21 protein-coding genes and 1 pseudogene are annotated in these 22930 nt (G+C 49.2%); 18 read left to right on the top strand and 4 right to left on the bottom strand.

What is annotated here, in order from left to right; all coding sequences use genetic code 11:
- The first annotated feature begins 682 nt into the window (after positions 1–682).
- The 6 genes from ACI1P2_RS17085 (at position 683) to ACI1P2_RS17060 (ending at position 7715) form a co-directional block, all read left to right on the top strand.
- Positions 683–1693, top strand: a complete 1011-nt coding sequence (locus ACI1P2_RS17085; RefSeq protein WP_355321057.1) for an ABC transporter permease — start codon at positions 683–685, stop codon at positions 1691–1693.
- Positions 1694–1721: 28 nt separating this feature from the next.
- Positions 1722–2627 (top strand): ABC transporter permease, encoded by a 906-nt coding sequence (locus ACI1P2_RS17080; RefSeq protein WP_355321056.1) that lies wholly within the window; start codon positions 1722–1724, stop codon positions 2625–2627.
- Positions 2628–2664: 37 nt separating this feature from the next.
- Positions 2665–4254: an ABC transporter substrate-binding protein gene (locus ACI1P2_RS17075; protein WP_355321055.1), complete on the top strand. Its 1590-nt coding sequence runs from the start codon at positions 2665–2667 to the stop codon at positions 4252–4254.
- Between the two features lie 151 nt (positions 4255–4405).
- Entirely contained in the window at positions 4406–5668 is a 1263-nt protein-coding gene (locus tag ACI1P2_RS17070; protein WP_355321054.1) for a M20 family metallopeptidase, read from the top strand.
- A gap of 93 nt (positions 5669–5761) precedes the next feature.
- Positions 5762–6751 (top strand): ABC transporter ATP-binding protein, encoded by a 990-nt coding sequence (locus ACI1P2_RS17065; RefSeq protein ID WP_355321053.1) that lies wholly within the window; start codon positions 5762–5764, stop codon positions 6749–6751.
- Complete coding sequence (locus ACI1P2_RS17060) at positions 6735–7715, top strand: ABC transporter ATP-binding protein (RefSeq protein WP_355321052.1); 981 nt, start codon at positions 6735–6737, stop codon at positions 7713–7715. Before ACI1P2_RS17065 ends, ACI1P2_RS17060 begins: the two co-directional genes overlap by 17 nt.
- Before the next feature lie 122 nt (positions 7716–7837).
- On the opposite strand, the gene ACI1P2_RS17055 is transcribed toward ACI1P2_RS17060, so the two are convergent.
- Positions 7838–8557: a hypothetical protein gene (locus tag ACI1P2_RS17055; RefSeq protein WP_355321051.1), complete on the bottom strand. Its 720-nt coding sequence runs from the start codon at positions 8555–8557 to the stop codon at positions 7838–7840.
- A 68-nt stretch (positions 8558–8625) separates the two neighbouring features.
- Here ACI1P2_RS17055 and ACI1P2_RS17050 point away from each other — a divergent pair, with 68 nt between their 5' ends.
- On the top strand, positions 8626–8892 hold the full coding sequence (locus ACI1P2_RS17050) for a hypothetical protein (RefSeq protein ID WP_355321050.1): 267 nt from the start codon (positions 8626–8628) through the stop codon (positions 8890–8892).
- A gap of 831 nt (positions 8893–9723) precedes the next feature.
- On the opposite strand, the gene ACI1P2_RS17045 is transcribed toward ACI1P2_RS17050, so the two are convergent.
- Positions 9724–10443: a hypothetical protein gene (locus ACI1P2_RS17045; protein WP_355321049.1), complete on the bottom strand. Its 720-nt coding sequence runs from the start codon at positions 10441–10443 to the stop codon at positions 9724–9726.
- 92 nt (positions 10444–10535) lie between these two features.
- Between ACI1P2_RS17045 and ACI1P2_RS17040 the strand changes: the two genes are divergently transcribed.
- From ACI1P2_RS17040 to ACI1P2_RS17025, 4 genes and pseudogenes are all read left to right on the top strand, one after another.
- On the top strand, positions 10536–10934 hold the full coding sequence (locus ACI1P2_RS17040; protein WP_408976255.1) for a hypothetical protein: 399 nt from the start codon (positions 10536–10538) through the stop codon (positions 10932–10934).
- Positions 10935–11096: 162 nt separating this feature from the next.
- A pseudogene (locus ACI1P2_RS17035) lies at positions 11097–11384 on the top strand (manganese catalase family protein); the annotation flags it as partial.
- 277 nt (positions 11385–11661) lie between these two features.
- Positions 11662–12585, top strand: coding sequence for a dockerin (locus ACI1P2_RS17030; protein ID WP_355321047.1), 924 nt, complete (start codon positions 11662–11664; stop codon positions 12583–12585).
- Between the two features lie 216 nt (positions 12586–12801).
- Positions 12802–14871, top strand: a complete 2070-nt coding sequence (locus ACI1P2_RS17025) for a hypothetical protein (protein WP_355321046.1) — start codon at positions 12802–12804, stop codon at positions 14869–14871.
- 113 nt (positions 14872–14984) lie between these two features.
- Here ACI1P2_RS17025 and ACI1P2_RS17020 read toward each other — a convergent pair whose 3' ends face one another.
- Complete coding sequence (locus ACI1P2_RS17020; RefSeq protein ID WP_355321045.1) at positions 14985–16037, bottom strand: 2,3-butanediol dehydrogenase; 1053 nt, start codon at positions 16035–16037, stop codon at positions 14985–14987.
- A 296-nt stretch (positions 16038–16333) separates the two neighbouring features.
- On the opposite strand from ACI1P2_RS17020, the gene ACI1P2_RS17015 reads away from it, so the two are divergent.
- From ACI1P2_RS17015 to ACI1P2_RS16985, 7 genes are all read left to right on the top strand, one after another.
- Entirely contained in the window at positions 16334–17365 is a 1032-nt protein-coding gene (locus ACI1P2_RS17015) for a LacI family DNA-binding transcriptional regulator (RefSeq protein ID WP_355321044.1), read from the top strand.
- Between the two features lie 186 nt (positions 17366–17551).
- Entirely contained in the window at positions 17552–18034 is a 483-nt protein-coding gene (locus ACI1P2_RS17010) for a hypothetical protein (RefSeq protein ID WP_355321043.1), read from the top strand.
- Between the two features lie 47 nt (positions 18035–18081).
- Positions 18082–18645: a DUF1697 domain-containing protein gene (locus ACI1P2_RS17005; protein ID WP_355321042.1), complete on the top strand. Its 564-nt coding sequence runs from the start codon at positions 18082–18084 to the stop codon at positions 18643–18645.
- A 27-nt stretch (positions 18646–18672) separates the two neighbouring features.
- On the top strand, positions 18673–19737 hold the full coding sequence (locus tag ACI1P2_RS17000) for an ankyrin repeat domain-containing protein (protein WP_355321041.1): 1065 nt from the start codon (positions 18673–18675) through the stop codon (positions 19735–19737).
- A 34-nt stretch (positions 19738–19771) separates the two neighbouring features.
- Positions 19772–20419: an SMI1/KNR4 family protein gene (locus ACI1P2_RS16995; protein ID WP_355321040.1), complete on the top strand. Its 648-nt coding sequence runs from the start codon at positions 19772–19774 to the stop codon at positions 20417–20419.
- Positions 20420–20466: 47 nt separating this feature from the next.
- Positions 20467–21222: a siderophore biosynthesis protein gene (locus ACI1P2_RS16990; protein WP_355321039.1), complete on the top strand. Its 756-nt coding sequence runs from the start codon at positions 20467–20469 to the stop codon at positions 21220–21222.
- 103 nt (positions 21223–21325) lie between these two features.
- Complete coding sequence (locus ACI1P2_RS16985; protein ID WP_355321038.1) at positions 21326–22126, top strand: hypothetical protein; 801 nt, start codon at positions 21326–21328, stop codon at positions 22124–22126.
- 6 nt (positions 22127–22132) lie between these two features.
- On the opposite strand, the gene ACI1P2_RS16980 is transcribed toward ACI1P2_RS16985, so the two are convergent.
- Complete coding sequence (locus tag ACI1P2_RS16980; protein ID WP_355321037.1) at positions 22133–22930, bottom strand: hypothetical protein; 798 nt, start codon at positions 22928–22930, stop codon at positions 22133–22135.

The following is a 22930-nucleotide window of genomic DNA, read 5'->3' as shown; positions in this document are numbered from 1 at the left end:
AAAGTAACAGAAAATCTTAAAGTTTTGTTACGGGTCAAAGGAAGGCCTGTTTATGTACCGATGATTCTGAAGCTGCTGCTCAGCGGAGATAAGTACGGGTATGACATATCAAAGCTAATCCACTCGAGCTCTGGTGGTAACTGCTAGGCTTCCGGATGAATGAGGGAGATTGTATAGCATCGCTACGGATATACAATAAGAAACGAGCGGGCGGGAAAATATGAAGATACTGTATGGCAGACATGCAGTACAAAAAAAAGGTCGAGATTAGGAGCAAGTATCTCCTGTTCTCGACCTCTTTGCTTTATTTGAAATCATATGAGAATGATGATTTCTTCTGAAAAATAATTCAAAAAATTCGGGGGCAACAGCGATTGTAGGAATGCTTCGTTCTTGGAGCGTCTCAGAGCAGCAAAAGGTAGCCGCAGCTCAATAGGTCATTTTGTTATATAAATTTACATATTTGTCTAATAAGCTTGTTTGATAAATTACATTAAATGTTCCATTTGTGCTCAAACGACAAAGAGAAGAGCGTATTTTTATTTGCAGGGCACATAGGAAGCAATGCGTTCATTACAGTACAATTGAAAAAATCGCAAGCGGGAGAACAAACATAACACGAGGGGAATGCAAACATGACAAGAGAGGATGCGCTGCATCCGTATAAAAAGGGGGGAAAGCAGTGGTTATCTACACCATTCGCAGGCTGATTCAAATGATCCCGGCGCTGCTGGGGATTGTTGTCATTACCTTTATTATTTCAAGGGTTCTGCCCGGCGATCCTGCCGTCATGCTTGCGGGAGAACAGGCAACATCGGAAACGATAGAAAATATCCGCAAAAGCATGGGGCTTGATCAGCCGCTGTACATTCAGTTCTTTCATTATATAAGCGGCTTGCTGCAGGGCAATCTCGGCGAGGCCTATCATACGGGACAATCGGTAGCCAGTGATTTTGCGACACGGTTTCCGGCGACGATTGAGCTGGCCCTGGCCAGTCTCATTGTGGCGATTCTGGTGGCGATCCCGGTGGGCATTCTTGCAGCCACACGCAAGGAATCGATCGTCGATCATATTTCGCGGGTGTTCTCCTTGATCGGGGCGTGTATGCCGATTTTCTGGATCGGGCTTTTGTTTATCTACATCTTTTATGCAACCTTGGGCATTGCCCCCGCCCCGATGGGCCGGATCAGCAATGATTTGAATCCGCCGACGCATATTACCGGGCTTTATGTGCTGGACAGCTTGCTGAGCGGGGATTTCGTGGCATTGAAGAGCAGCATTTCTCATTTGATTCTGCCTGCCATTTGTCTTAGCACAGGCACGATGGCCATCGTGGCCAGAATGATGCGCTCCAGCATGCTTGAGGTCATTGGCCAGGATTTTGTCCGCACCGCGCGGGCCAAGGGGCTTGGGGAACGGATCGTCATTTACAAGCATGCGCTGATTAATGCTTTTATTCCGACACTGACAGTGCTTGGCCTGCAGGTTGGCTATTTGATCGGGGGCGCGGTGATCACGGAAACGATTTTCACCTGGCCGGGGGTAGGCAGCTACGTAACGGATTCCATCCTGGCGGCGGATTATGCGCCGATTCAGGCTTTCACACTGGTCAGCGCGCTAATCTATAGTTTTATCAACCTGGCTGTGGATCTGATTTACGGGTGGCTCGATCCGCGCATCCGCTATGAGTAAATAGAAGAGAGAGACAGGGGGGACTGAAATGAGCAGTGCTAGTGATGCAGCGGTCAAAACGGCTGTCGGACAGCCGCAGGCTTCCGCGGGGAAGCGAACGACCTTTTGGCGGCTGCTGGTTCGCAACAAACTGGCTGTAATCGGACTGATATTCATCCTGGGCTGGATGCTGACGGCAATTCTGTCCGCATGGATTGCTCCGCATGATCCGTATGGCACCGATCCGGTCAACAAGCTGCTGCCTCCAAGCGCGGAGCATTGGTTTGGTACGGATAATTACGGCCGCGATATATTCAGTCGAGTCGTGTATGGAGCGAGAATCAGCATATGGACAGGCATGATCGCCGTATCCATCTCCTTTGTGATCGGGGTTCCGCTTGGAGCGATTGCCGGGTATTACGGCGGACGGACAGGCAGCATTATCATGCGCTGTATGGACATCCTGCTTGCTTTTCCTTCGCTGGTGCTGGCCATGGCTATCGCGGCCGCGATGGGCCCGGGGCTGCTCAGCGCGCTGATTGCTGTGGGTATCGTGGGCATTCCCGAATTCGCCAGACTCATTCACGGACAGACCATTTCTCTGAGGGAAAAGGAGTTTGTGGAAGCCAGCCGGGCGATTGGGGTGAAGGATTCCACCATTTTATTCAGACATATTTTCCCGAACGCGCTTGCTCCGCTGTTGGTCAATGCCACGCTGGGCATGGGGTTTGCCATTCTCACCTCCGCGAGCTTGAGCTTCCTTGGCCTTGGGGTCAAGCCGCCGACGGCAGAGTGGGGGGCCATGATTTCGGAAGGACGCGCTTATATCATATCGGGAGAATGGTGGATTGTTACTTTTCCCGGACTCGCAATTGCTACAGCTATCTTAGGGTTCAATTTGCTTGGGGACGGTCTGCGGGATGTGCTTGATCCAAGGCTGCGCTCCAGCAAATAACTAATATAAAGCACAAGTTAGCAAGGGGGAAAATGCAATGCTCAGAAAAAGTCTTTATTTACTCATCGCCATGTCCATGGTTCTATGGCTGGCAGGCTGCGCGAGCAACGCCAATCAGGCGGCCTCTAACGGCGGGGGAAGTGCGGAAGGTTCATCCGCACCCAAAGCAGTCACCATTGCTTATTCGGAAGGCGGTTCGACGATGGATCCGGCCGAAGCCAGCGATCTGACGTCCGACACACTGGTGCTTGCCCTGTATGATCAGCTTGTCACCTATGGCACAAAATCGTCCGAAGGCGGCGAAATCGCCAATACCGAGGACATTCAGCCGATGCTGGCGGAAAGCTGGGATGTGTCCGATGACAAACTGACCTATACGTTCCATCTGCGTGAAGGTGTCAAGTTTCACAGCGGCAACCCGCTAACAGCCAATTCCGTACTGTTTTCATTTGAGCGCTTGAAAAATTCGGACTCCGGCAGCTTTCTGTACGGGATGAGCGCCATCGATACGGTGACCGCCGTGGACGATCACACGGTTGAAGTCAAGCTGTCCAAGCCGAACCATATGTTCCTGCAGATGATTTCCCTGTATAACTTCTCCATTGTCGATGATGTGCTTGTGAAGGAAAAAGGCGACGGAGACTTCCTGAAAACGAACGAAGCGGGCTCCGGACCGTTCCTCCTGGAAAAATGGGACCCGGCTACAGAAGCGGTGTTTAACGCAAACCCGGACTACTGGCAGGGGGCGCCAAAGGTCAGCAAGGTCAACATGAAGTTTACGAAAGAGGCTTCCAACCGTGTGCTGCTGCTGAATAAAGGCGATGTGGATATGGCCATTGAAATTCCGCCTAAGGACGTTGCCACCCTGGAAAGCAATGAGAAGCTGAAGGTCCAATCCAACGCAAGTAACCGGATTTTGTATTTTGCCATGAACAACAACGTGAAGCCATTCGACAATCCGAAGGTGCGTCAGGCCATCTCTTATGCGATTCCTTACGATCAGCTGATCAATAATGTCATGTACGGACAGGCGAAGCAGATGAAGAGCGCGGTTGCAAGCAACACACCGGGTTATACGGATGCAGGAAATAATTACACCTACGATCTGGAAAAAGCAAAACAACTGCTTGCCGAAGCGGGATATCCTGACGGCTTTACCTTCGATCTGACCCTTGGCTCCGGGTTCCAGGATTGGGCGGACGATGCCGTGCTGATTCAGGCTGAACTCGCCAAAATCGGGGTAACGATGAACATCGTTAACGTCGCGCGTGCGCAATTTCTGGAACAGCAGCGCGAAGGCAACCTGACAGCCTACATCTCCAAATGGACTTCTTTCGTTAATGATCCGGGCTATCATCTCGGCTTCCTGATGTACAGCAAGGGCTCCTCCAACTATATGCACTACAACAATGCTGAAGTGGATAAGCTGTGGGAGCAGGCCAGCACGGAGCAGGATGAAAATGCCCGCAAGGAGCTGTATGGCAAAGCACAGGAAATCATCACTTCCGAAGCGCCATGGGCCTACCTCTATGAATACAACCGGATTGTGGGCATGAACAAAAATATCAGCGGATATGTGTACTATCCTGATGAAGTCATCCGTTTCTATTCGTTGAACAAGCAATAATTCAGAAGCCCGCCATGACGCCCCCGGTCAATGCACAGCCGGGGGCTGTCATATTCGTGATCGTGCAGTTACACGATGTTTCTCTAACAAGGCGGATAGTGCCTCTTGCGAAAAAACAGACCGTTGGTAAATGCAAAGGAGATGGACCGATATGACAGATTGGAAAAAGCTTGTGCTCGAAGAAATTGATAAACGGCAGGATGAACTGCTGGAGCTCTGCTCGCGGTTAATTCAGTTCCCTTCCGAAAATCCTCCCGGGGACTCGCGGGACATCAGCCAGTTCATCATGAACTATCTGAAGGAGGCCGGCATCGAAACGACCGTCTATGAAGCTGAGCCCAAGATGTGGAATCTCGTCTCTGATTACGGTTCACCGGAAGCTGGCGGAAAACGGCTCATTTTCTGCGGCCATACGGACGTCGTGCCTGCGGGGGATCTGTCCCGCTGGGATTTTGACCCGTTCTGCGGTGAGATTCGCGACGGCTATCTGTTGGGGCGCGGCGCATCGGATATGAAGGCAGGCCTTGGGGGGCTGATCTTTACAGTCGCCCTGCTGTCCAAGCTGGGGGTTCCGCTGGATGGCTGCCTGTCACTGCTGGTCGTGCCAGACGAGGAAACCGGCGGCCATCTCGGTGTGCCGTGGATGCTGGAACGCAAGCATATCGATGGGACGGCGGCTGTCATTGCCGAGCCGTCAGGTCCGCAAAATCCGACGATTGGCCAGAAGGGCAGCTGCTGGTTTGAGTTTACGGTGGAAGGTACGCCCGGACATGGCAGCCTGCAGCCAATCGCGGGCGAAAGCGCGATTCTGAAAGCGGCCCGGGGCATCGAAGCCCTGCAGCAGCTCTGGGAGATCAAACCCGACATTCCGGAGGAGGTCAAGGAAATGATTGAAATCTCCAAACGGTATGTAGCCGAGGAAAGAACACCGGAATACGGGCAGGCTTTTGACCATGTGACGGTTAACATCGGAACGATCCAGGGCGGAACCAAAGTGAATGTGGTGGCGGACCGCTGCACCGTGCAGGTTGATTCGCGCGTGCCGTTCGGCGTGGACTACCTGGATGTATTGGCCAGAGCGAAGGAACTGCTGGCAGGTGTGGGCATTCATAGCGAACTGAAGCAGTTTGGCTTCTTCGGCAATGCGAACTGGACGCCGCCGACCACGGACATCGTGCATGATCTGGTGCAATCGATTGCCGAAGTGAGCGGCAAGGAGGCGTATGGCGTGCTGCAGTGGGCGACCAGCGATGCGCGCGCATTCCGCAAGTACGACATCCCTGTCCTGCAGTATGGCCCGGCCGAGCTTCCAACGATTCATAACTTTAATGAACGCGCACCAGTATGGCAGATCATTCAATCGGCCAAAGTATACGCGCTGACCGCGCTGAAATACTTGGATGCCGGTAAATAAACAACTGGAGCTTGAATATCGAATGAGCATCAGGCTAACGGGAACGGAGTATCCCAAATATTTAGATTATATTGGAACAGGAGGGACGGAGATATGACCAAGCTGCTTGAGGTGACCGGCCTTCGCACGGAGTTCAAAACAGCCGCTGGCCTGATCAGGGCGGTGGATGGCGTGGATCTGGCGGTGGATAAAGGAGAGACCCTCGGGATCGTCGGCGAATCCGGCTGCGGAAAAAGCATCACATCCTTGTCCATTATGCAGCTTCTCCCCAAAGGGCTTGGAAAGGTGGCCGCCGGGGAGATTCGTCTGGAGGGTGAGAACATGCTCGCCTTTTCGGAGCGAAAAATGCGCCAAATCCGCGGCAACCGCATTGCCATGATCTTTCAGGAGCCGATGACCTCGCTCAATCCGGTATTCCGGGTGGGCAAGCAAATTGCTGAGGCTGTGAGATATCATCAGGGCGTGAGCAGGAAGGAAGCGATGTCACGGGCCGTGGAAATGCTGACCAAGGTCGGAATTCCCCGTCCCGAAAAGGTGGCCGTCTCCTATCCCCACGAACTGTCCGGCGGGATGCGGCAGCGGGTAATGATCGCGATGGCCATGGTCTGCAACCCGAAGCTGCTTATCGCGGATGAGCCGACAACGGCGCTGGATGTGACCATCCAGGCGCAGATTCTGGATCTGATGAGAGAGCTGCAGCGAACGGAAGGCACGTCCATCCTGATGATTACGCATGATCTTGGCGTAGTTGCGGAAATGTGCGACAGGGTGGTCATTATGTACGCCGGACAGGTCGTGGAGGAGACGGATGTGAAGACTCTTTTCAAAAATCCGAAGCATCCTTATACCAAAAGTCTGCTGGCATCCCTGCCGCAGCTCAACAGCGAGCAGGACCGGCTGGCCTCCATCCCCGGGCAGGTACCAAATCCGTTGGAAATGCCGGAAGGCTGCAGATTCGCGCCGCGCTGTCAATTTGCCCAGGACATCTGCCGTGCCAATGCGCCTGAGCTGGAAGAAGTGGAAGCAGGGCATAAATGCCGCTGCTTGCTGCAGCAGGAGGGATATCATGAGCACACTGCTTGAGGTTCGTAACTTGAAGAAGCATTATCCGATCAAAAAAGGCTTATTTTCCAAACAGGTAGGAGCAGTCCGGGCTGTCGACGGTGTGAGCCTGACGGTGCAGAAGGGGGAAACGCTGGCTATTGTGGGTGAATCCGGGTGCGGCAAATCCACGACAGGCCGGGCGATCCTCAGACTGATTGAGCCTACGGACGGCGAAATTCTATTCAACGGCACGGACGTGCGCAGTCTAAATCCTGAGCAATTGCGCAAATTCCGGACAGATATGCAAATGGTGTTCCAGGACCCTTTCGCTTCGCTTGATCCCAGATGGACGGTGCAGCAGGTGCTGGAAGAACCCCTGATCACCCATGAAAATTTGAGCAAAACGGAGCTTAAGCAGCGGGTTGACCAACTGCTGGAGGTCGTCGGACTGTCGTCCTACCATGCCGGGCGTTATCCTCATGAGTTTTCCGGAGGACAGCGGCAGCGGATCGGCATTGCAAGAGCGCTCGCCCTGAATCCGAAATTCATCGTCTGCGATGAACCGGTATCCGCGCTGGACGTATCCATTCAGGCGCAGGTGCTGAACCTGATGAAGGATCTGCAGGAGAAGTACGACCTGACATATATGTTCATCTCCCATGATCTTTCTGTCGTGAAATTCATCAGCGACCGGGTCGGGGTTATGTATCTTGGAAAACTGGTGGAGCTGGCGCCGACAAAGGAGATTTTCCAGGAACCCTTGCACCCGTATACCAAAGCGCTGATGTCCGCTGTTCCGGTCGCCGACCCGGAAGCGGATCTGCAGCGCATCGTCCTGAAGGGCGACGTGCCAAGCCCCGAGAACCCGCCAAGCGGCTGTGCGTTCCATAACCGCTGCCCGGCGGCCATGGACATTTGCAGCAAGATCCAGCCCGTGTTTGCCGAGGCGGCCCGCGGACGCCAGGTTGCGTGTCACTTGTATCCTTCTTCCAATTCGGAATAGGAGGCAAATCGTATAAAACAAAAAGACTGGTCTTTGCTGAACTGCACCCCAATTGTTAGATACAACAAACAATGGAGTTGCAGTTCACAGGAGGACCTGTCTTTTTGCGTTCTGGATCTGTTCTATTTAAATGTAACTGAGTCGATAATCTTTTGTACTACAGCCTGACTTTCGTCATCATAAGAGACAGTGAGAATATTAAAAATGTAATCATCCAAAAGGATGGTGTAAGTATATTCCGTAACGGTTTCGTTGTCATCCAAATCAGCAGTGATCTTCATTACGTCAAAGGTCTTGCCTCCTACAGCTGCAGATGTAATTGGCCCAAACTCATAGGGAAGCTCTGCTTCCATAAATCCTCTTTTGACCGCCTCCAAATTATCGGCTCCAGAGTAGTTGTCCCGAGGCCCGTTGATTCTTTGTGCCAGTACCATAATTGACGCATTTGTATCGCTCTCCCCCATAGGGAATTGGGACGCCCCAAACAGATTCAGCGCTCTTTGTTGTACTCTTTCCAAGGCTTTCTTCTTTGATGTACTGTCCGAGTGAATTGTATCTGCGCCTGCCTCCATTACTCCATTAAGGGCTTCCGTGTCCATTACAAGCCATTCTTCAGGAAAGTTGAGAGAGATACCGAAATAATCGTTAGAATAAGTGCCATTTTCAACTTTTCCCGGATCGATGGTTTGGTACTCTTCATTTACTTGCTGATCTGTTTCAGCTTGGGAGGGTATCAAGCCAGCGGGCTCAGCGCTGTCCTTGTTCTGTTCACCGCTGCAGGCGGTCAGTAATACTGCGATCAGAAGTGTTGCACCATAGGTAAACCATATTTTTATAAACATATTTCCCCCTCTGAAAGATTCTTTTTAATAATGATCAATTTAGAATAGCACACTCGGCTGCAGCGGGCATGGATTGGTATGCTGCACCCAGGACAGCATGGCATGGGGGGATGCTGGTTGCGGGACTTGGAGGCGTTACAGGGAGAACGGACAAGCCGAACCGAATGCCGGAAGCGGACTACCTGAGAGAGCTGCAAGGGCTGCTGCGCAAGGGCCCGCGTGTATTAATGCTGCATCAGGGGCCGGACGTGCCGATACAGACGCTTCCCGGTCACGGCGGAATCCGCATTAATAGAGAGATTTCTTATGCTTTAAGACATGCCCCCTGGGAGTAAATTAGAACTAGTACTCCGTAGCGAAAGAAATTTGAGCAGCAAAGGAATAAGGCTTTTCGGCTCTTGCCTTCATTATTTCAAAACCCAGGACAGCTTATTACGCTGTCTGGAGAGGAGAAATGATATGTCGAAGCTGCGGCGAGAGCTTGAAGGGTCGCTCCTTACGCAGGAGCTTGGATTGAAATTGACTAAAAATTGAAATCTGTGATTTCAAAGCCGATTTTTGCATAGAGGAACTAAGCCGTTATCTGGAGGAATAACATTCAAGAATTCCGGCTCAAAACCGAGATCAGTGCTTGACAAAATAAATTATGACTTTGGCTCTGAGGTGGCTGTTTTTATAGCGTTCGTGTCTGGGTATCCCTGCATGCTGCTTTGCACGATTATCCCTTTTGTTCAGGGGGAGAGGGTGGAGGGCTAATCATGGTCCTTTCGTTTTCCCCGGTGTCTTGCCCCTTCCTCCCGTCAGGTCTGCTTCACTTTTCCTAAACCTTCTTCTCACAAACCTATCTAACGATCTCGAACATGTATGCTTCTCCCAAACATATTTTCTTCGCCTGAATTTATCTTGCTCTCTGCTTCCGGATCAAACGGGATAATCGTGCAAAGCGTCCGGACAGTGGATGTTGATCTGCCGACCAACCACCGGCCTTCCCTGTCTTCAAGCTTTCAACGCCCTTCCGATATTTCTTGCCATGATCGGTTACCGGCTTGACTGTCAAGCGCTGATTGTTAGGCTGAGCCAGAATTCAACTCCGAAATAAGATCACCGTATAAAGCAAAAGACAGGTCTCGGCCGGGGGACCTGTCTTTTTAAGCTCTGCCTTTTTTCTATTTAAATGTAACTGAGTCGATAATCTTTTGCACTACAGCCTGACTTTCGTCATCGTAAGAGGTCGTGATGATATTAAAAGTATAATTATCCAAAAGGATGCTGTAGTAATATTGCGTAATGATTTCATTGCCGCCAAAATCTATAGACGCCTTCATCACGTCGAAAGTCTTGCCGCCTACAGTTACAGGTATAATAGGTTCAAACTCATAGGGAAGCTCTGACTTCATAAGTATTTTTTTTGATGCTTCCAAATATTCGGCGCCTGAGTTGATGTTCTGCAGCTTGAGGATTTTTTCCGCTACCACCATAACTGACGTATTTGGAGTGCTTTCGCTCAAAGGGAACTGGGACGCTTCGAACAGATTCAGCACTCTTTTTTGTGCCCACTTCAGGGACATCTTCTCTAATGCACTGTCCGTTTGAATCATATCCGAGCCGACCTCCACCACCTCATTGAGGGCTTCAGCGTCCAGCACATGCCATTCTTCAGGATAGCTGAACGAAACGCCAAAGTAGTCGTTGATGTAGGTTCCCTTTTCTGCTTTTCCAAGATCGATGGATCTTGGCTCTTCGCTTGCTTGTTGATTGCTTTCTGTCTTGGCAGGAACGGTGTTAACAGGTTCGGAGCTGCTGTTATTCCGGTCACTGCTGCATGCTGCCATCAATCCTGCGAGGAGTGTGATTACGCCATAAGTAAACCATATTTTTCTAAGCATATTTCCCCCTGTATAAATCTTCTTTATAATGCCTGTATAGAGTAGCACATTCGGCAAAAAATTCCTCTCTGAGCAGATTCCTATTTTTTTATGTGACTAAAGGCATCCATTTGCAGAAAAGTGCAGCCTTTGTTTGCCGAAGTGATTCCCGAAAGGAAAACAAATATGAAAGCGGGAGGATTATCATCTATAAACATGTTTTGCTATTAACTTCATTGATATTGTTGTTTAGCTTGCTCGTCGGGTGTAACAGTGAACAAAAATCAGAGCCATTTACCCCTGAATCCGCTACTAACTCCAACACCCCAACTTCCAATGAACGAATTACTTCATGGGAGATTTCTAGCGCATTCCCTAAATCTGCTCTTACAGCTTCGCTTGCTATTGATTCTGTGAATGAGGACCAATCGATCCGGGCGGAGCAACAAACGGATAAAGGCAAGGGTATGTATTTGCAATTGATAAGCAAAGCGGGGATGCATTTCCTTTAGAAATTGTTGTTGATGGAAATACCCATAAAACTCTTTTATATTCTGAAGCTGAACCGATGCCAGCTGTTGAAGATGATACATTGGTAGTTCATCCGCCTATTGGAGCAGGCACTCCGGAAGAAGATGCTAAAGATGTACATTACAAATTAGATTTAAAGAACTATTCCTTCACTAGATAACAGAAAGTTCAGCGAAGCGAGAAAGTATGAGGAGAAGGGCGTTCATACCAAGCTCTACACTTATAGTGACAGCGACTTCAAGATGATTGACCAAATCTGGAAGGGGCCTCATCCGGAGGACGGTCAGCCGCTTGAAGTGATACATGGGGTTCCGAAAGGCGTGCCAGTGCCTGAGTATCCGGAGGTAGAGGAAGAATTCGCTCCAGGCATTTCAGAAGAGGATTTCGCTGAGATTGCACGCCGATTGAAAAGTGCGGCAAATGCCAGATAATTCGTGTGAAACGGCGATCTGAGTGCAATAAACCAACGATAAAGCGGCCGTTCAGGGAAGCTCCCTGGATGGCCTTTTTCTATCGGATTTTTATACTAATTTTTCTAATAAAAGAAATTTTATATAAAATGTCACTACAATTTATTGAATGTTAATGTTAGAATTTGATCATCCAATTTATTCTATTTAATTGGAAATAACCCCTTTTTGATAGATTGGAGGTTCGCCGCTGGTCATTGTCTGCATGCATTTTCAATGACAAGAAGGAGGTAATTCCATGTTCAAGATGATAGGGATCCGCACGTTATTCATTTCCATAATAGCTTCCACATTGCTTCTAACAACGACAGGAGCCTCGTTAACCGCTAATGCCGGTGAAAACTCTGAAAATACTTCCCCTTCAGTTTCAGCCTTAACGCCTGCGGATATGCCGTCTGCTTACAGATCGTCTATTGAATGGGTTTGGAATAATAGAATGGTCAGGGAAGGTTCTACCGTCAGAAGGAATCTGATATTTGATCAGATTTTTGCGGGGAAAGGGACCATAAATTATGTGGTACGCTGGCAGTCTGACAAAGCGGTTACACTTCAGCAGCGTAGAGATATCGCGGCCATGCTTCAGCGCCAAATGGATAACTGGACCAAGCATCTTCAAGGTTATGACGGCTGGCCATACGGCCAAATTCAAGTCAAAGTTGTTGGCTGGGCAGTTGCCAATGCGAATCAGATTCAGAATAAGCAGCCAAATGAAATCGTATATACGGATTATATCATCGACGAATTGAGCAAAACTGATCCGCGCATTCCCGCCAAGCTGCCGGTGGCGCCAAGCGCTTTGTCGAGATTTGACCATTTTAACGACCCGAACTATCAATATCCCGGCGGATTAGACAAACGATTTGACATGTATCTTTGGGGGACTACCAACTTTGGTGGAGGAGCTGGCGGAGACTGGGGGCAGCGGATGTCCGAGGATTATATCCTCAGCACGGTTAATTCCAGCACGAACGTGATTGTCAGCCACGAAATAGGGCATGGCTTCGGCTTGCCTGATTTTTATCAGCCTCAGGATCGGCCTCCGGGCGGTTTTCCTGTCCCAACTATTATGTGGGCCGGCAACTCCCAGGTGATCACCGATTGGGATGTATGGATGCTGCGCTATACATGGAGCCAGATCAAGAATGAACCTTCCAGGTTCTAAATGTAAATCATGCTCCAGTGTCTATATTCACTAAAATGAATAGCCGGTGAGGAGTGTGAGCTCCTCTCCGGCTATTTTTTGTTGATTGTAGTTATACAAACATAAGACGCAAAGGTATAATAAACTATTATATTCTGCTAACGATGGCCTCAGCAGGGCGTTATTCGTCTGTTTTGAGGTTTTATTTCTAATCAAACTTTTAATGGAGTGAAGCAGATGATAAATAAAAAACTCTTGAAGACTTTTGGAATGTTGGCGGATGAGACTGAGGTAAAATTGAGTGAAGGTTTTAACTTGGCTATTTTAAAGCAGATCAATTCTCCATTTCCTTTAAGTGAATTATCACTCCTGTTAAAAGAATCTACTGACCAGAAAAAAAGAGCTTTCGCATTAAATATGAATATCCGCATCAAAACCTTTTCTAACAAACCCTTTCCTGATTCTCAACTAATCACCTTATTAAGAACGAAGTATACAAAAGAAAAAACAAAAATATTATTGTACCAGCAAATTGCTAATCTTATTTTCGATATCTATGGCGAACCTGAAGAAATCACCGCTGATCAATTTTTGTGTGAAGAACGCAGAATCATCGAGGAATATGGACCGGCCCACTTTTATTGGGGATTGCGCATGTTTCCGATCCATGATAACAACATAGAGCAGCGTCTCATTGAACTTGGGGAGCAGATGACAACCTTTACTGATGTTTCAAAGGAAGTGGCAGTGACTGACGATCTGACTGTTGCAAAAGATGAAACTAAAGAAGAAAAAGAGAGCTCTCTTGTTGCAAAGGAACGAGGTCTAAGAGTAAAGGCAGAGCAAGAAGCAGAAAGCTTAAAGAAACAAATGAGGAGCTTAGAAAAAAGTCTGAGTCGTTTACAACAAAAAAACGAACTTTTAACATCAGAGAATGTCTCTTTGCAAGGAAAGCTGTCTGCAATGGAAGAGTCCACAAAATTTTATTGCAATAAAACCACTGACCTGGAAATCGAAAAGGATCATCTGAACGCTCAAATATACAACCTTCAGGAAATACTTGAAAAGCAAATAGCCAATGAGCAGCTAAAAATTCAAAATTATGAGGATAAAATAGAAAAGTTAATAGCTGGCGAACAAAGGATCATTCAAAGGTATGAAGCGGCTCTAAAGCAAATGAAGGAGGAAAAATCCTCTATCCATATATCTTTGAACGAAGCAGGAAAGATGCTGTTAGAGTATCTGAGTCAAGGTATCGATCAAAATTTTGCTCAACTGAAAGCCGGCCTTGAAATCCGGACAGAGCGGGAAGAACTAAGAAGAAAAATAAACGATCACTTTCAGCTCATGAATGCCCTGGAATTGCTTCTGGAAGAAGTAAAAATACCTGATGTTCGATTAGCACCCGAAAAAAATTATTCTGCACTGCAGATTGAGGAGCCTCCAAAGGGAAGTATTCAAAACGATGAAACTCTCCGTTCACAAATAGGTACCTTTTATAGAATGGATCATGGCGGTTATATTAAGCTGGAAAACGGTGCGGCTTTCAATATTCCTGAGTCATTGGTAAATTCCTTGGCTTTAGAGCATGAAGCTGAAGTTGAATGTGAACCAACACGTAAATTTGATGGTTCTGCAAATTACTTTATTCGGGTTCTTTTGCAAGGGGATGATACCCATGCCCCAATTACACAATATATGGGGTATATTGAACTTGGCGAACACTTTAAATACTACTGTGTGGATCTGTCTGATCCCACTCGTCGGTTCCCATTGTATGAAAAGGATATTGAAATTCAGAATCCTCAAGATGGCGATCCATGTTTGTTTAATGTTGCTCATGGCGGGGAACATGCCCGATTGTCCAAGCTCTTCACCAGGTATGAAGGGGAATACTTCACCAAGGAGAAGCTAAAGAAAGAGCAGTCAATCAAAGGAAGCACCGGTACCGAGTCAAAAGAGAAATATGAACAGACGAATGCCGAGGCCGAACCCTTCCTCGAAGGGTGTAAGATTGTCATCATCGGCGGATTAAAGAAATGGTTCGACTCCGTTGTCGAGGAAACGGGAGCTGAGTTCTATCATGATAGCGGAGAAACGCCATCCAGAATTCATCCGAAGCTGCGCCGCGCCGATGCTCTTTTTTATCTTTTAACTGCAAACTCCCATGAGGCAACAACGAGCTGCATTCCTATTGCGAAAGAACATCATATTCCTCATTTTAAGATTGAAGGTTCGAAGTCTAATCTTCGTAAGCTGCTTTGGGAAAATCGAGAGAGTATACGAAATCATAAAAATAGGCAGTAATTTATATCAGGCCAGGATCGTCCGCCGGGAGGTTTTCCTGCTCCTGTTTGTTGACAGAAGAATAGCCGGTGTGGAATGATCCACCTTGCCCGGCTATTTTCGTTTTTTCAATATTAAAGATTTGGAGAAACGAGGATTTTCACCTGACTTTTCTCTTTCAGCAGCGCTTCAAAGCCCTGTTCCACAATATCATCCAGGCCGATGCGTTTGGTAACCAGCTTTTCTGCAGAGAAGTAGCCTTGATTCATGAGGCTGATGACAGCAGGGAACACATCGCGGTAGCCGATGATGCCAGCCATGTTGCGCTCCTGCATGACAATCCGGTTCGGATGAATGGAAGCTTCTTTCTCAAAAATGCTGACAATCATAATCTGGCCGCTCAGCTTGGTGGATTCAATGGCTTGAGTCAATACGACCGGCACGCCCGTTACCTCATAAGCGACGTCAGCGCCGCCGCCCGTGAGGCGGTGGATTTCCTTCACGACATCCACTTCCGCCGGATTCAGGCCGATGGCTCCCAGCTCTTCCGCTTTATTTCTGCGTTCAGCGGACAACTCCACTGCGTAAATTTCCGATGCACCGGAGGCTTTAAGTGCTTCAATGACGAGCAGTCCGATCGGACCGGCTCCGAACACGACCGCACGGTCTCCGACCTTGAACTGGCTTTGGCGAACGGCGTACAGCGCAACTGCCGAAGGCTCCACGAGGGCACCCTGCTCGAAGGATACGCTGTCCGGGATTTTATGCACCATATGCTCATCTGCAGCGACATACTCCGAGAAACCGCCGCCGCCTCCGGCAAGTCCGAGGAAGCCCATTTTTTCGCACAGATTATATTTGCCCTGTCTGCAGGCTGTACATTTGCCGCAGGCAAAGATCGGTTCCACAACAACACGGTCGCCAGCCTTGAACTTGGTCACACCTTCCCCGACTTCAACAACCTGCCCGGAAAATTCATGTCCCATGACAATAGGAGCTTTTTCATTTGTGAGCGGGTGTGGGCTGTTTTGCGAAATGAAAATCGGCCCGGCCGCATATTCATGCAAATCGCTGCCGCAAATGCCGCACCATTCAATTTTTATTTTAACCTTCCCCTTGAGGGCAGCCGGTTCTTCGATGTTGTCCACTCTTACGTCTTTTACCCCATGCCATCTTAATGCTTTCAATGAAGTCATCTCCCAATTCAAACTAAAAATGAAAACTCCTCAAAATTTGAATACGTAAAACATTAAAATAAAAAACAAAACAGGAAACGTTTCCGAAAAATATATTGTCACACTTTAGACATATTGTCAATCGAAATTGGTTGTGAAAATGTGATCTTAATACTATGACTAGGCTGCGGTTATGCTACAGATTGTCAGCTTTACGATTTATGCGCTTGTTCATGTTATAATGTAAGCAAAGAATGAAAATTTTCAGCATTTATCGGAAACGATTCCTATATGAAAGGGATTTTCGCATGGCTAATAAAAAAAAGGTCACGATTGAGGATGTAGCCAAGCAAGCGGGGGTCGGCATCGCTACCGTATCCCGGGCGCTTAATAATAGCGGGGGCATCAGCGCCAAGACAAAAGCGCGTATTTTGCAGGTGGTGGAAGAGATGGGCTTTGTTCCGAATACTTCGGCACAAAGTCTGAAAATCCGCCAGACCCGCCAGATTGCGCTGGCGGTTCCCGATATCCGCAATGCCATTATCCCGGATATTGCCTGGTCGGTTGAACAGGCTGCCAAACAGCATGGGTACCGGGTTGTGCAGATTAACACGCTCGGTAATGCACGTCTTGAGCTGGAGGTCCTGAGAGAGGTCAAGAAGATGCATGTGGATGGCCTGGTCCTTTTTCCGCTGGCTTACCCGAAAACGCTGGAGAACATGATTAACCAGTGCGGGATTCCGGTGTCAGTTATCAATTATGGGAAGAGGCTCAGCCTGGACCTGAAGGCGGATGTCGTAGGCCTGGCCCGCCAGGAAGGAAAGCTGGTGATGGAGCATCTGCAGCAGATCGGGAGAACCAGGATCGCCTATGCGGGCGCTCCCAAGGACAAGATTGAGGAGCGGTATCTGGCATATGAACAGTCGTTAAGACAGGTGGACGCTTCGCTGGTCTACTTTGGCGAAGATTTTTCATTTGAAACCGGGCGGCAGGCGGCGGATTATTTCTACAACCTGAAAAATATGCCGGATGCGATCTATGCGGTAAACGACATGGTGGCGATCGGGATTGTGAACCGCTTCAAGGAGCTGGGCGTGCGGGTGCCAGAGGAAGTGGCCGTTGTCGGGATCGACAACAACCTGTGGGCGACCGTTACTACGCCGCAGATTAGCTCGGTCTCGATCATGGGCAATGAAGTTGGCCGCCTGGCCGCGGAGCTTCTGCTAAAGCGCATCCAATCCTCCCAGCATATCGAATATGACCGGGTGGAATTCGAGCCCCGGCTGATCGTGAGGGAGTCCAGCGTGTCCATGAAGCAGTATTCACGCAAGGATTCCTGAAGCCTCCACCGCAGTTGAATACAGATATTTGCATGGAGAGGACCGAATCAATCAATCGGGGACCGAGCGAAAGGAAACGATCGGAGAACATTTTGTCCGCTTGGGGATTTAACCAAATGCCGCCCATGCCGGGAAGGCTGGGAGATGACGAAACAACTGTAGACGATTATTTTTGGAGGAGTGCATATGAGCCATTATCCCGTTGATATTGAAAAATTCCATAACACCCTGATGCAGTTAAAGGGAATTACGGAAGTCCAGAGCGGAGTTGAAAATTTGGAGCCCATTAACGCGGAGCTGTTGGGGAGTCCAGGGTTCGCCCATCTTCCCCATGCAGCCTTGCTCCGCACGAACGGCGGCTTGGAGAATGAAGTGCTGATCCAATTTGAGCTCTGCACGGACTATTCGCTGGAAAGCATGCATTCTCTGGAGTTTCTTGCCTGGTTCGTAAGGGATTGTGCGCGTGGCGGAACACGGATTCAGCTTCGCCCCTTTGCGCTTCCGCCCTCAACTCCTTTCGGCAGGCAGATCGGAACAACACTGAAATTTCATGTTGACCTTTTTGTGGATGGAATCGGGGAGAGCCTGGAACCGGCTTTTGAGGTGATACGCCGCCTTCAGCAATCGCTGCAGACCGCAATCAAGCTGTATGAAATTCCCCTGAAATAACCGGATCCATTATATTTTCATTACATCACAGAAGGGTTGGGAAGCTCTTGATCTACATCGCTTTGCTGAGAGGGATCAATGTAGGCGGCAACAACAAGGTGGATATGAAGCTGCTCAAGCAAACGTTTGAAAAAGCAGGCATGAAGCATGTGACCACTTATATCAATTCGGGAAACATCATTTTTTCCAGCGAAGGCATGAGTCACCAGGAGTTGGCAGACAAGCTGGAGCAGGGCATCTCCGCCGACTTTGGCCTCAATATCCGTGTCCTTATCCGTAATCTGCCGGAAATCAGGGAAGTTATGAAAGTCTTGCCTGAGCACTGGACCAATGATGCCCAAATGAAAGGTGATGTTCTTTTCCTGTGGGATGAGATTAATGACAGGTCGGTTCTCGACCAGATTCCGATAAATCCGGAGATCGACACGGTGCTGTTTGCTTCCGGGGTCATTTTGTATTCCGTCAGTAAAGCGAATGCCTCAAGGAGTGGATTGATCAAACTGGTGGGCACCAAGCTATATAAGCATATGACGGTCCGCAACGTGAATACGACCCGGAAGATTCATCAGCTGATGGAGGCAGCAGCTGAGCAGGAAATTGCGGCCAATTAATAAGGAAGCATGATGGGAGGGTCTGTGGTGTACAAACTGAAGGACAAAGGAAACTTCGAGTCTCTGCCGGAGGAAGCTTTGCATATCTATGAAGGAAACATGTCGGCACTGCAAAGGCAGCTTGCCGAGGGATGGGATATACAGGCCCCGCTTCAGCTTGGGAAATATACGAGTCTATTGCCACTTGAAATCGCACTGATTATGGACCGGCTAGACGTTGTAAAACTGCTCATAGATCATGGAGCAGAATTGAATCAAGAGAAAAAGCCTGCTTTTCTTCTGGCTGTCCGGTATGGCAGCGAGGAAACGGTACGTTATGTACATCAGCAGGGGGCACGGGTGGATCTGCTGAACTCTGTCCAATCCAGCGCCTATCAGGAGGCCTATTACGGAAACGTTAAAAACATTCCGGTCATCCACGAGCTTGGACTGGATATCCGCAAATATGGCGGTAAAACACTGCGCACCGCGGTTTCGGATCGCAACCTGAAAATCGTGACATATATGCTGGAGCATGGGGTTGACATCAACTTCAACGAACCGGACATGGTCTACCCTTACCGGGCCACTCCGCTGACCGTGGCGGTCAGAAATAACGATATGCGGATGGCAAGGTTTCTGATCGAGCATGGGGCGGATGTCACATTGGCCGAGCAGAACGGCGAGCGCCCGTACATTATTGCGGCTGCCAATAAGAACCACGAGTTGGCCGTTTACCTGAAGTCGCTGGAGCCCTCTGAATTTCATGACCGGAGCAACAAGCTGTACGCACTGCAAAGCTATAAGCTTCCTCAAGAGCTGATCGCTTTTCTAAGCGGAGACAATCTGCGTCTTGCGCTCCCCGAAAATGAGTTTGATATCAAATACATTGATTTTTTGAGCCTGACGGATACCGTCGAAATGAAGGTTGACCGCAAAAAGCTGCTGCGTCTGTCGGCCGGGGTGGATAATTACAGCCATATTCTGATCGTGTGGCACCCGGGCCCCAAAAAAATAGGATACTACGATGAAGAACACCTGGAGTTTGCCCCTTTGGCGAAGTTTGCCGATTTTATGGCCGATCCGGTTGGCGTTTTGAGAGAACTTTTTTGAGACAGCTTCGATGGTAAGTGGGAGCCATTAGTCATTGAACAAATTGAACGGAGGGAGAACCTTGTACGCACAGCAAATAGAGCGTATTCTGGCCAAGCTGCGGCAGCTTGCGCAGACAGATCAGGAATACGATATTTTCGGTGCCGACAGCCATCATTACAAGCTGGAGCCGGTGAGAACACCGGAGGAAATCCGGCAGTTTGAAGCAGCGTGGCGAATAGATCTTCCGCAAGATTACAGGGCTTTTTTGCTGCAGGCCGGCGCAGGCGGGGCTGGTCCCTATTACGGATTGGAGAAACCGGAGGATGGTGTGTATGCAGATCTTAACTATAAGGATCTGCTGAACGATGTCTCCGGTGAATTCCCCTTTACGGAGGAATGGAACCCCGATGTTGATTGGTACGACGATGATGTAAGCGAGGAACAAATCGCAGAGCTGGAAAAGCAATATTTCAGTCCGGAGAAATCAGCGGGCATGCTGCGGATCAGCAATTTCGGCTGCGGCGTAACGATCAATCTCATCGTTAAGGGACAGTCCTGCGGCGAGATTTGGGTGGATGACCGCGCCAACAGCAACGGCATTTATCCGGATCATTATTTTGCAAATAAAGCCCGGCTGACCTTTCTGGACTGGTACGAAACCTGGCTTGACCGGTCGCTGGAGGAGCTGACGGAGGATTAATTATCCCCTCAATAAACTATAAGTTCAATCAGGGAGGAAGTGTATTCATGAATATATCAGATTCCTATATCCGGCCCTTTCCCGCATACGAGGAAGTGTTTGTAGGAGATTTGGAGCTGTACCACCGCCACTTCCTGCCCATCCTCTCCCTGAATTTGAAGTGTCTGTTCCCCGAGGAGGATCAGTGGCTGCATTTCGTATCGGTCAAGGAAATTTATGAGGGATGTGTGGGAGAAGCCACCGCGTCGGAACACCGGGACTTTACACGGGAGGATATGCTTGGTTTCGATGTGGTGGATGGCAAATACCGCTTTGAGGCGGATTGGAGCTATTTCCTGCTGCAGCAGGAGCCCGGGGACGAGGCCATGACAGAAGCATATGCTGACAATGAGCGGGATTATCTTGCGCGTAAGCAGTTCTATGAAGAGAAAGGACATATTTTCCCGTACTCTTCCTTTGGCCGGGCGGCTGCCTCAGCGGAGGAGCTGAAGGAGAATTTTCGGGAGAAGCAGGAGAAAGGCTGGGGGCTGAGCTTTCCCGAAGTGAACGGTTTGCTTGATGATGTCGGCTTTTTGTCTGATAAGGCTCAGCAGGAGCTTCGGAAAGAGGGAGAGTCTGTGGAGGACTGGCTGAGCTTTGAGCAAACCAATTTACTGCACGTGCCCCGCACACCGGAAGGGAAGGTCTTTACGTATATCGGGTGTCTGACCGGTTATTATTTTCAGGCCTACGGTGCCGACGCGGTGTATTTGTTCTATTCGCGCGTGCTTCGTAAAGCCGTCATTTGCTTTGAGTATACATAAAAGTAGACGGGATTGATGGTTTAATGGCAGAAGGAAGCATAAAGAAGGAACTGGCTGAGACTTTTAAATAAGCTGCAAGAGCTGTTAGAAAGGAGGAGACAGCGTGGACACAAAAGCGAAAAAAATATTAATGCAAACGTTCTGGAGTTCAACCGGTTGGAAAAGCGGGGGATTTACGTGTCCGGATGAGGATTTTGCCTACGCCAAAAGTAAAGGGCTGATGTTCGATTATTTGACGATGACACATGATGAGTGTGTCCGAAAATTGCGAGATCTTCATGAAAAGGTGCTGACCCGGGAAATAGTTGTTTCCGCCTTTATGCATAGCCTTTCTACGAGAAAAGTTCATCTGCGGAGCGCATTGTCCAGTTGGGCGCTTACCCATGATTTACCTCTGCATACCTATCAACAGAGGGGGGCGATCCAGCCGGGCTACAGTGCCTGCGCGGACTGCAATGACCATAGGCTGATGTCGAATGAAAAGTATGTGAATGAAGATCTGAACGTGCTGAACTTTGAACGGGTGAAATGGGGAGGTGTCCGTTTAAACTGGCTGATCTATTGTCTTATGGACCTGGAACTGCTCAGCAAAGAGGAGGAGTTAACTGTAAGCGGGGAGGATGTTGCCATCCTGCATCGAATGATTGAGGCGGTGGAAGCCTGCAGCGAGAAGGATGCTGCAAGACAGCTCGAGAAACGATGGAAGAATGTGTTCCCGTCCAATCAGTATGAACGGGACAGTGTGCTGGAAATTTGGGGATATACAGGTCTGCTGCACCCGCAGGATGATTTCCGCAAGGAACGCGGACGCGGTACGGACTTTAGGTCTGTGGCAACCTGGCGTGGGGAAGACGGCTATTCCCGGGACAAGCTGGAGTATTACTTTGGCGAGTATCTGAGCTGATTTCGTTTAGGGCAGCCGGCGTTTTGCTTTCCTGGGTGCTTCAGGGCGCCATGCCACGAGCAGGCCGGCTTCGCCGAGAGCCTTGTTCAGCTCCGCAAGCTGTTCCGAGGGGGCTTCCCACATCCACATGTCATCTCCGGCTTGAGTTAGCGAGCCGTGTGTTTTCGTACCGGAAATCCAGTCCTGCAGAGCAGTTCCGCCGATCTGCAAGTGCAGATGTCTGTAGTTAAGCAAGTTGCACGGGTATACCATCCGCAGCATCTGACCGGTATAACGGGCCTGCCTTTCATACAATCCCGGTGTTTCACGGCTCCAGGCAAATCCGTTTTCATTCGGAAACAGCGTGGTCAAATTATGTCCTTCCGCATAATTTAATGTGCGTATAGGGGAGTCAGCTTCATATAAAATGCCGTATGGAAATGAAAATTGTTGAGCCGCTTCTTTGAGCCACCCGGTGATAGCGGGGTACAGCTCTTTCAGAGGCTTGGCAAACTGTAGCTGGATATGGGGAAAGCTGCCGAACCGGCCAGTAGCATAATGAAAGGAAGCGGACCAGGGATCGCTTGCATTGCCGTAGAGCCAAAAGGTGTCTGCCTCGCCATCATGAAGCTTCTCTTTCAATGCTGCAGCGGGTACCTCCTCCAGATCGAAATCGCCGTCATGGTCTCCATCCTCAAGCAGCTTGTAATAACCTCCATCGGTTATTTTACTAACACCCATAGCATGGAAAAAAGCTTCCCCCAAACCAAAGGCTTCGGTAGGGCTGATCGCCTCAGTCTGATAAAGCGCTGCGCCTGTATACAT

This window comes from Paenibacillus jiangxiensis (assembly GCF_046098255.1).
GTDB lineage: Bacteria > Bacillota > Bacilli > Paenibacillales > Paenibacillaceae > Paenibacillus > Paenibacillus jiagnxiensis.
This window is presented reverse-complemented; position numbering and strand designations above follow the sequence as displayed.

Bases quoted from the DNA above. Each gene is read 5' to 3' on its own strand.
- ACI1P2_RS17080 (WP_355321056.1), top strand. From the start codon at position 1,722: ATGAGCAGTGCTAGTGATGCAGCGGTCAAAACGGCTGTCGGACAGCCG.
- ACI1P2_RS17075 (WP_355321055.1), top strand. From the start codon at position 2,665: ATGCTCAGAAAAAGTCTTTATTTACTCATCGCCATGTCCATGGTTCTA.
- ACI1P2_RS17070 (WP_355321054.1), top strand. From the start codon at position 4,406: ATGACAGATTGGAAAAAGCTTGTGCTCGAAGAAATTGATAAACGGCAG.
- ACI1P2_RS17065 (WP_355321053.1), top strand. From the start codon at position 5,762: ATGACCAAGCTGCTTGAGGTGACCGGCCTTCGCACGGAGTTCAAAACA.
- ACI1P2_RS17060 (WP_355321052.1), top strand. From the start codon at position 6,735: ATGAGCACACTGCTTGAGGTTCGTAACTTGAAGAAGCATTATCCGATC.
- ACI1P2_RS17055 (WP_355321051.1), bottom strand. From the start codon at position 8,557: ATGTTTATAAAAATATGGTTTACCTATGGTGCAACACTTCTGATCGCA.
- ACI1P2_RS17050 (WP_355321050.1), top strand. From the start codon at position 8,626: ATGGATTGGTATGCTGCACCCAGGACAGCATGGCATGGGGGGATGCTG.
- ACI1P2_RS17045 (WP_355321049.1), bottom strand. From the start codon at position 10,443: ATGCTTAGAAAAATATGGTTTACTTATGGCGTAATCACACTCCTCGCA.
- ACI1P2_RS17030 (WP_355321047.1), top strand. From the start codon at position 11,662: ATGTTCAAGATGATAGGGATCCGCACGTTATTCATTTCCATAATAGCT.
- ACI1P2_RS17025 (WP_355321046.1), top strand. From the start codon at position 12,802: ATGATAAATAAAAAACTCTTGAAGACTTTTGGAATGTTGGCGGATGAG.
- ACI1P2_RS17015 (WP_355321044.1), top strand. From the start codon at position 16,334: ATGGCTAATAAAAAAAAGGTCACGATTGAGGATGTAGCCAAGCAAGCG.
- ACI1P2_RS17010 (WP_355321043.1), top strand. From the start codon at position 17,552: ATGAGCCATTATCCCGTTGATATTGAAAAATTCCATAACACCCTGATG.
- ACI1P2_RS16990 (WP_355321039.1), top strand. From the start codon at position 20,467: ATGAATATATCAGATTCCTATATCCGGCCCTTTCCCGCATACGAGGAA.
- ACI1P2_RS16980 (WP_355321037.1), bottom strand. From the start codon at position 22,930: ATGTATACAGGCGCAGCGCTTTATCAGACTGAGGCGATCAGCCCTACC.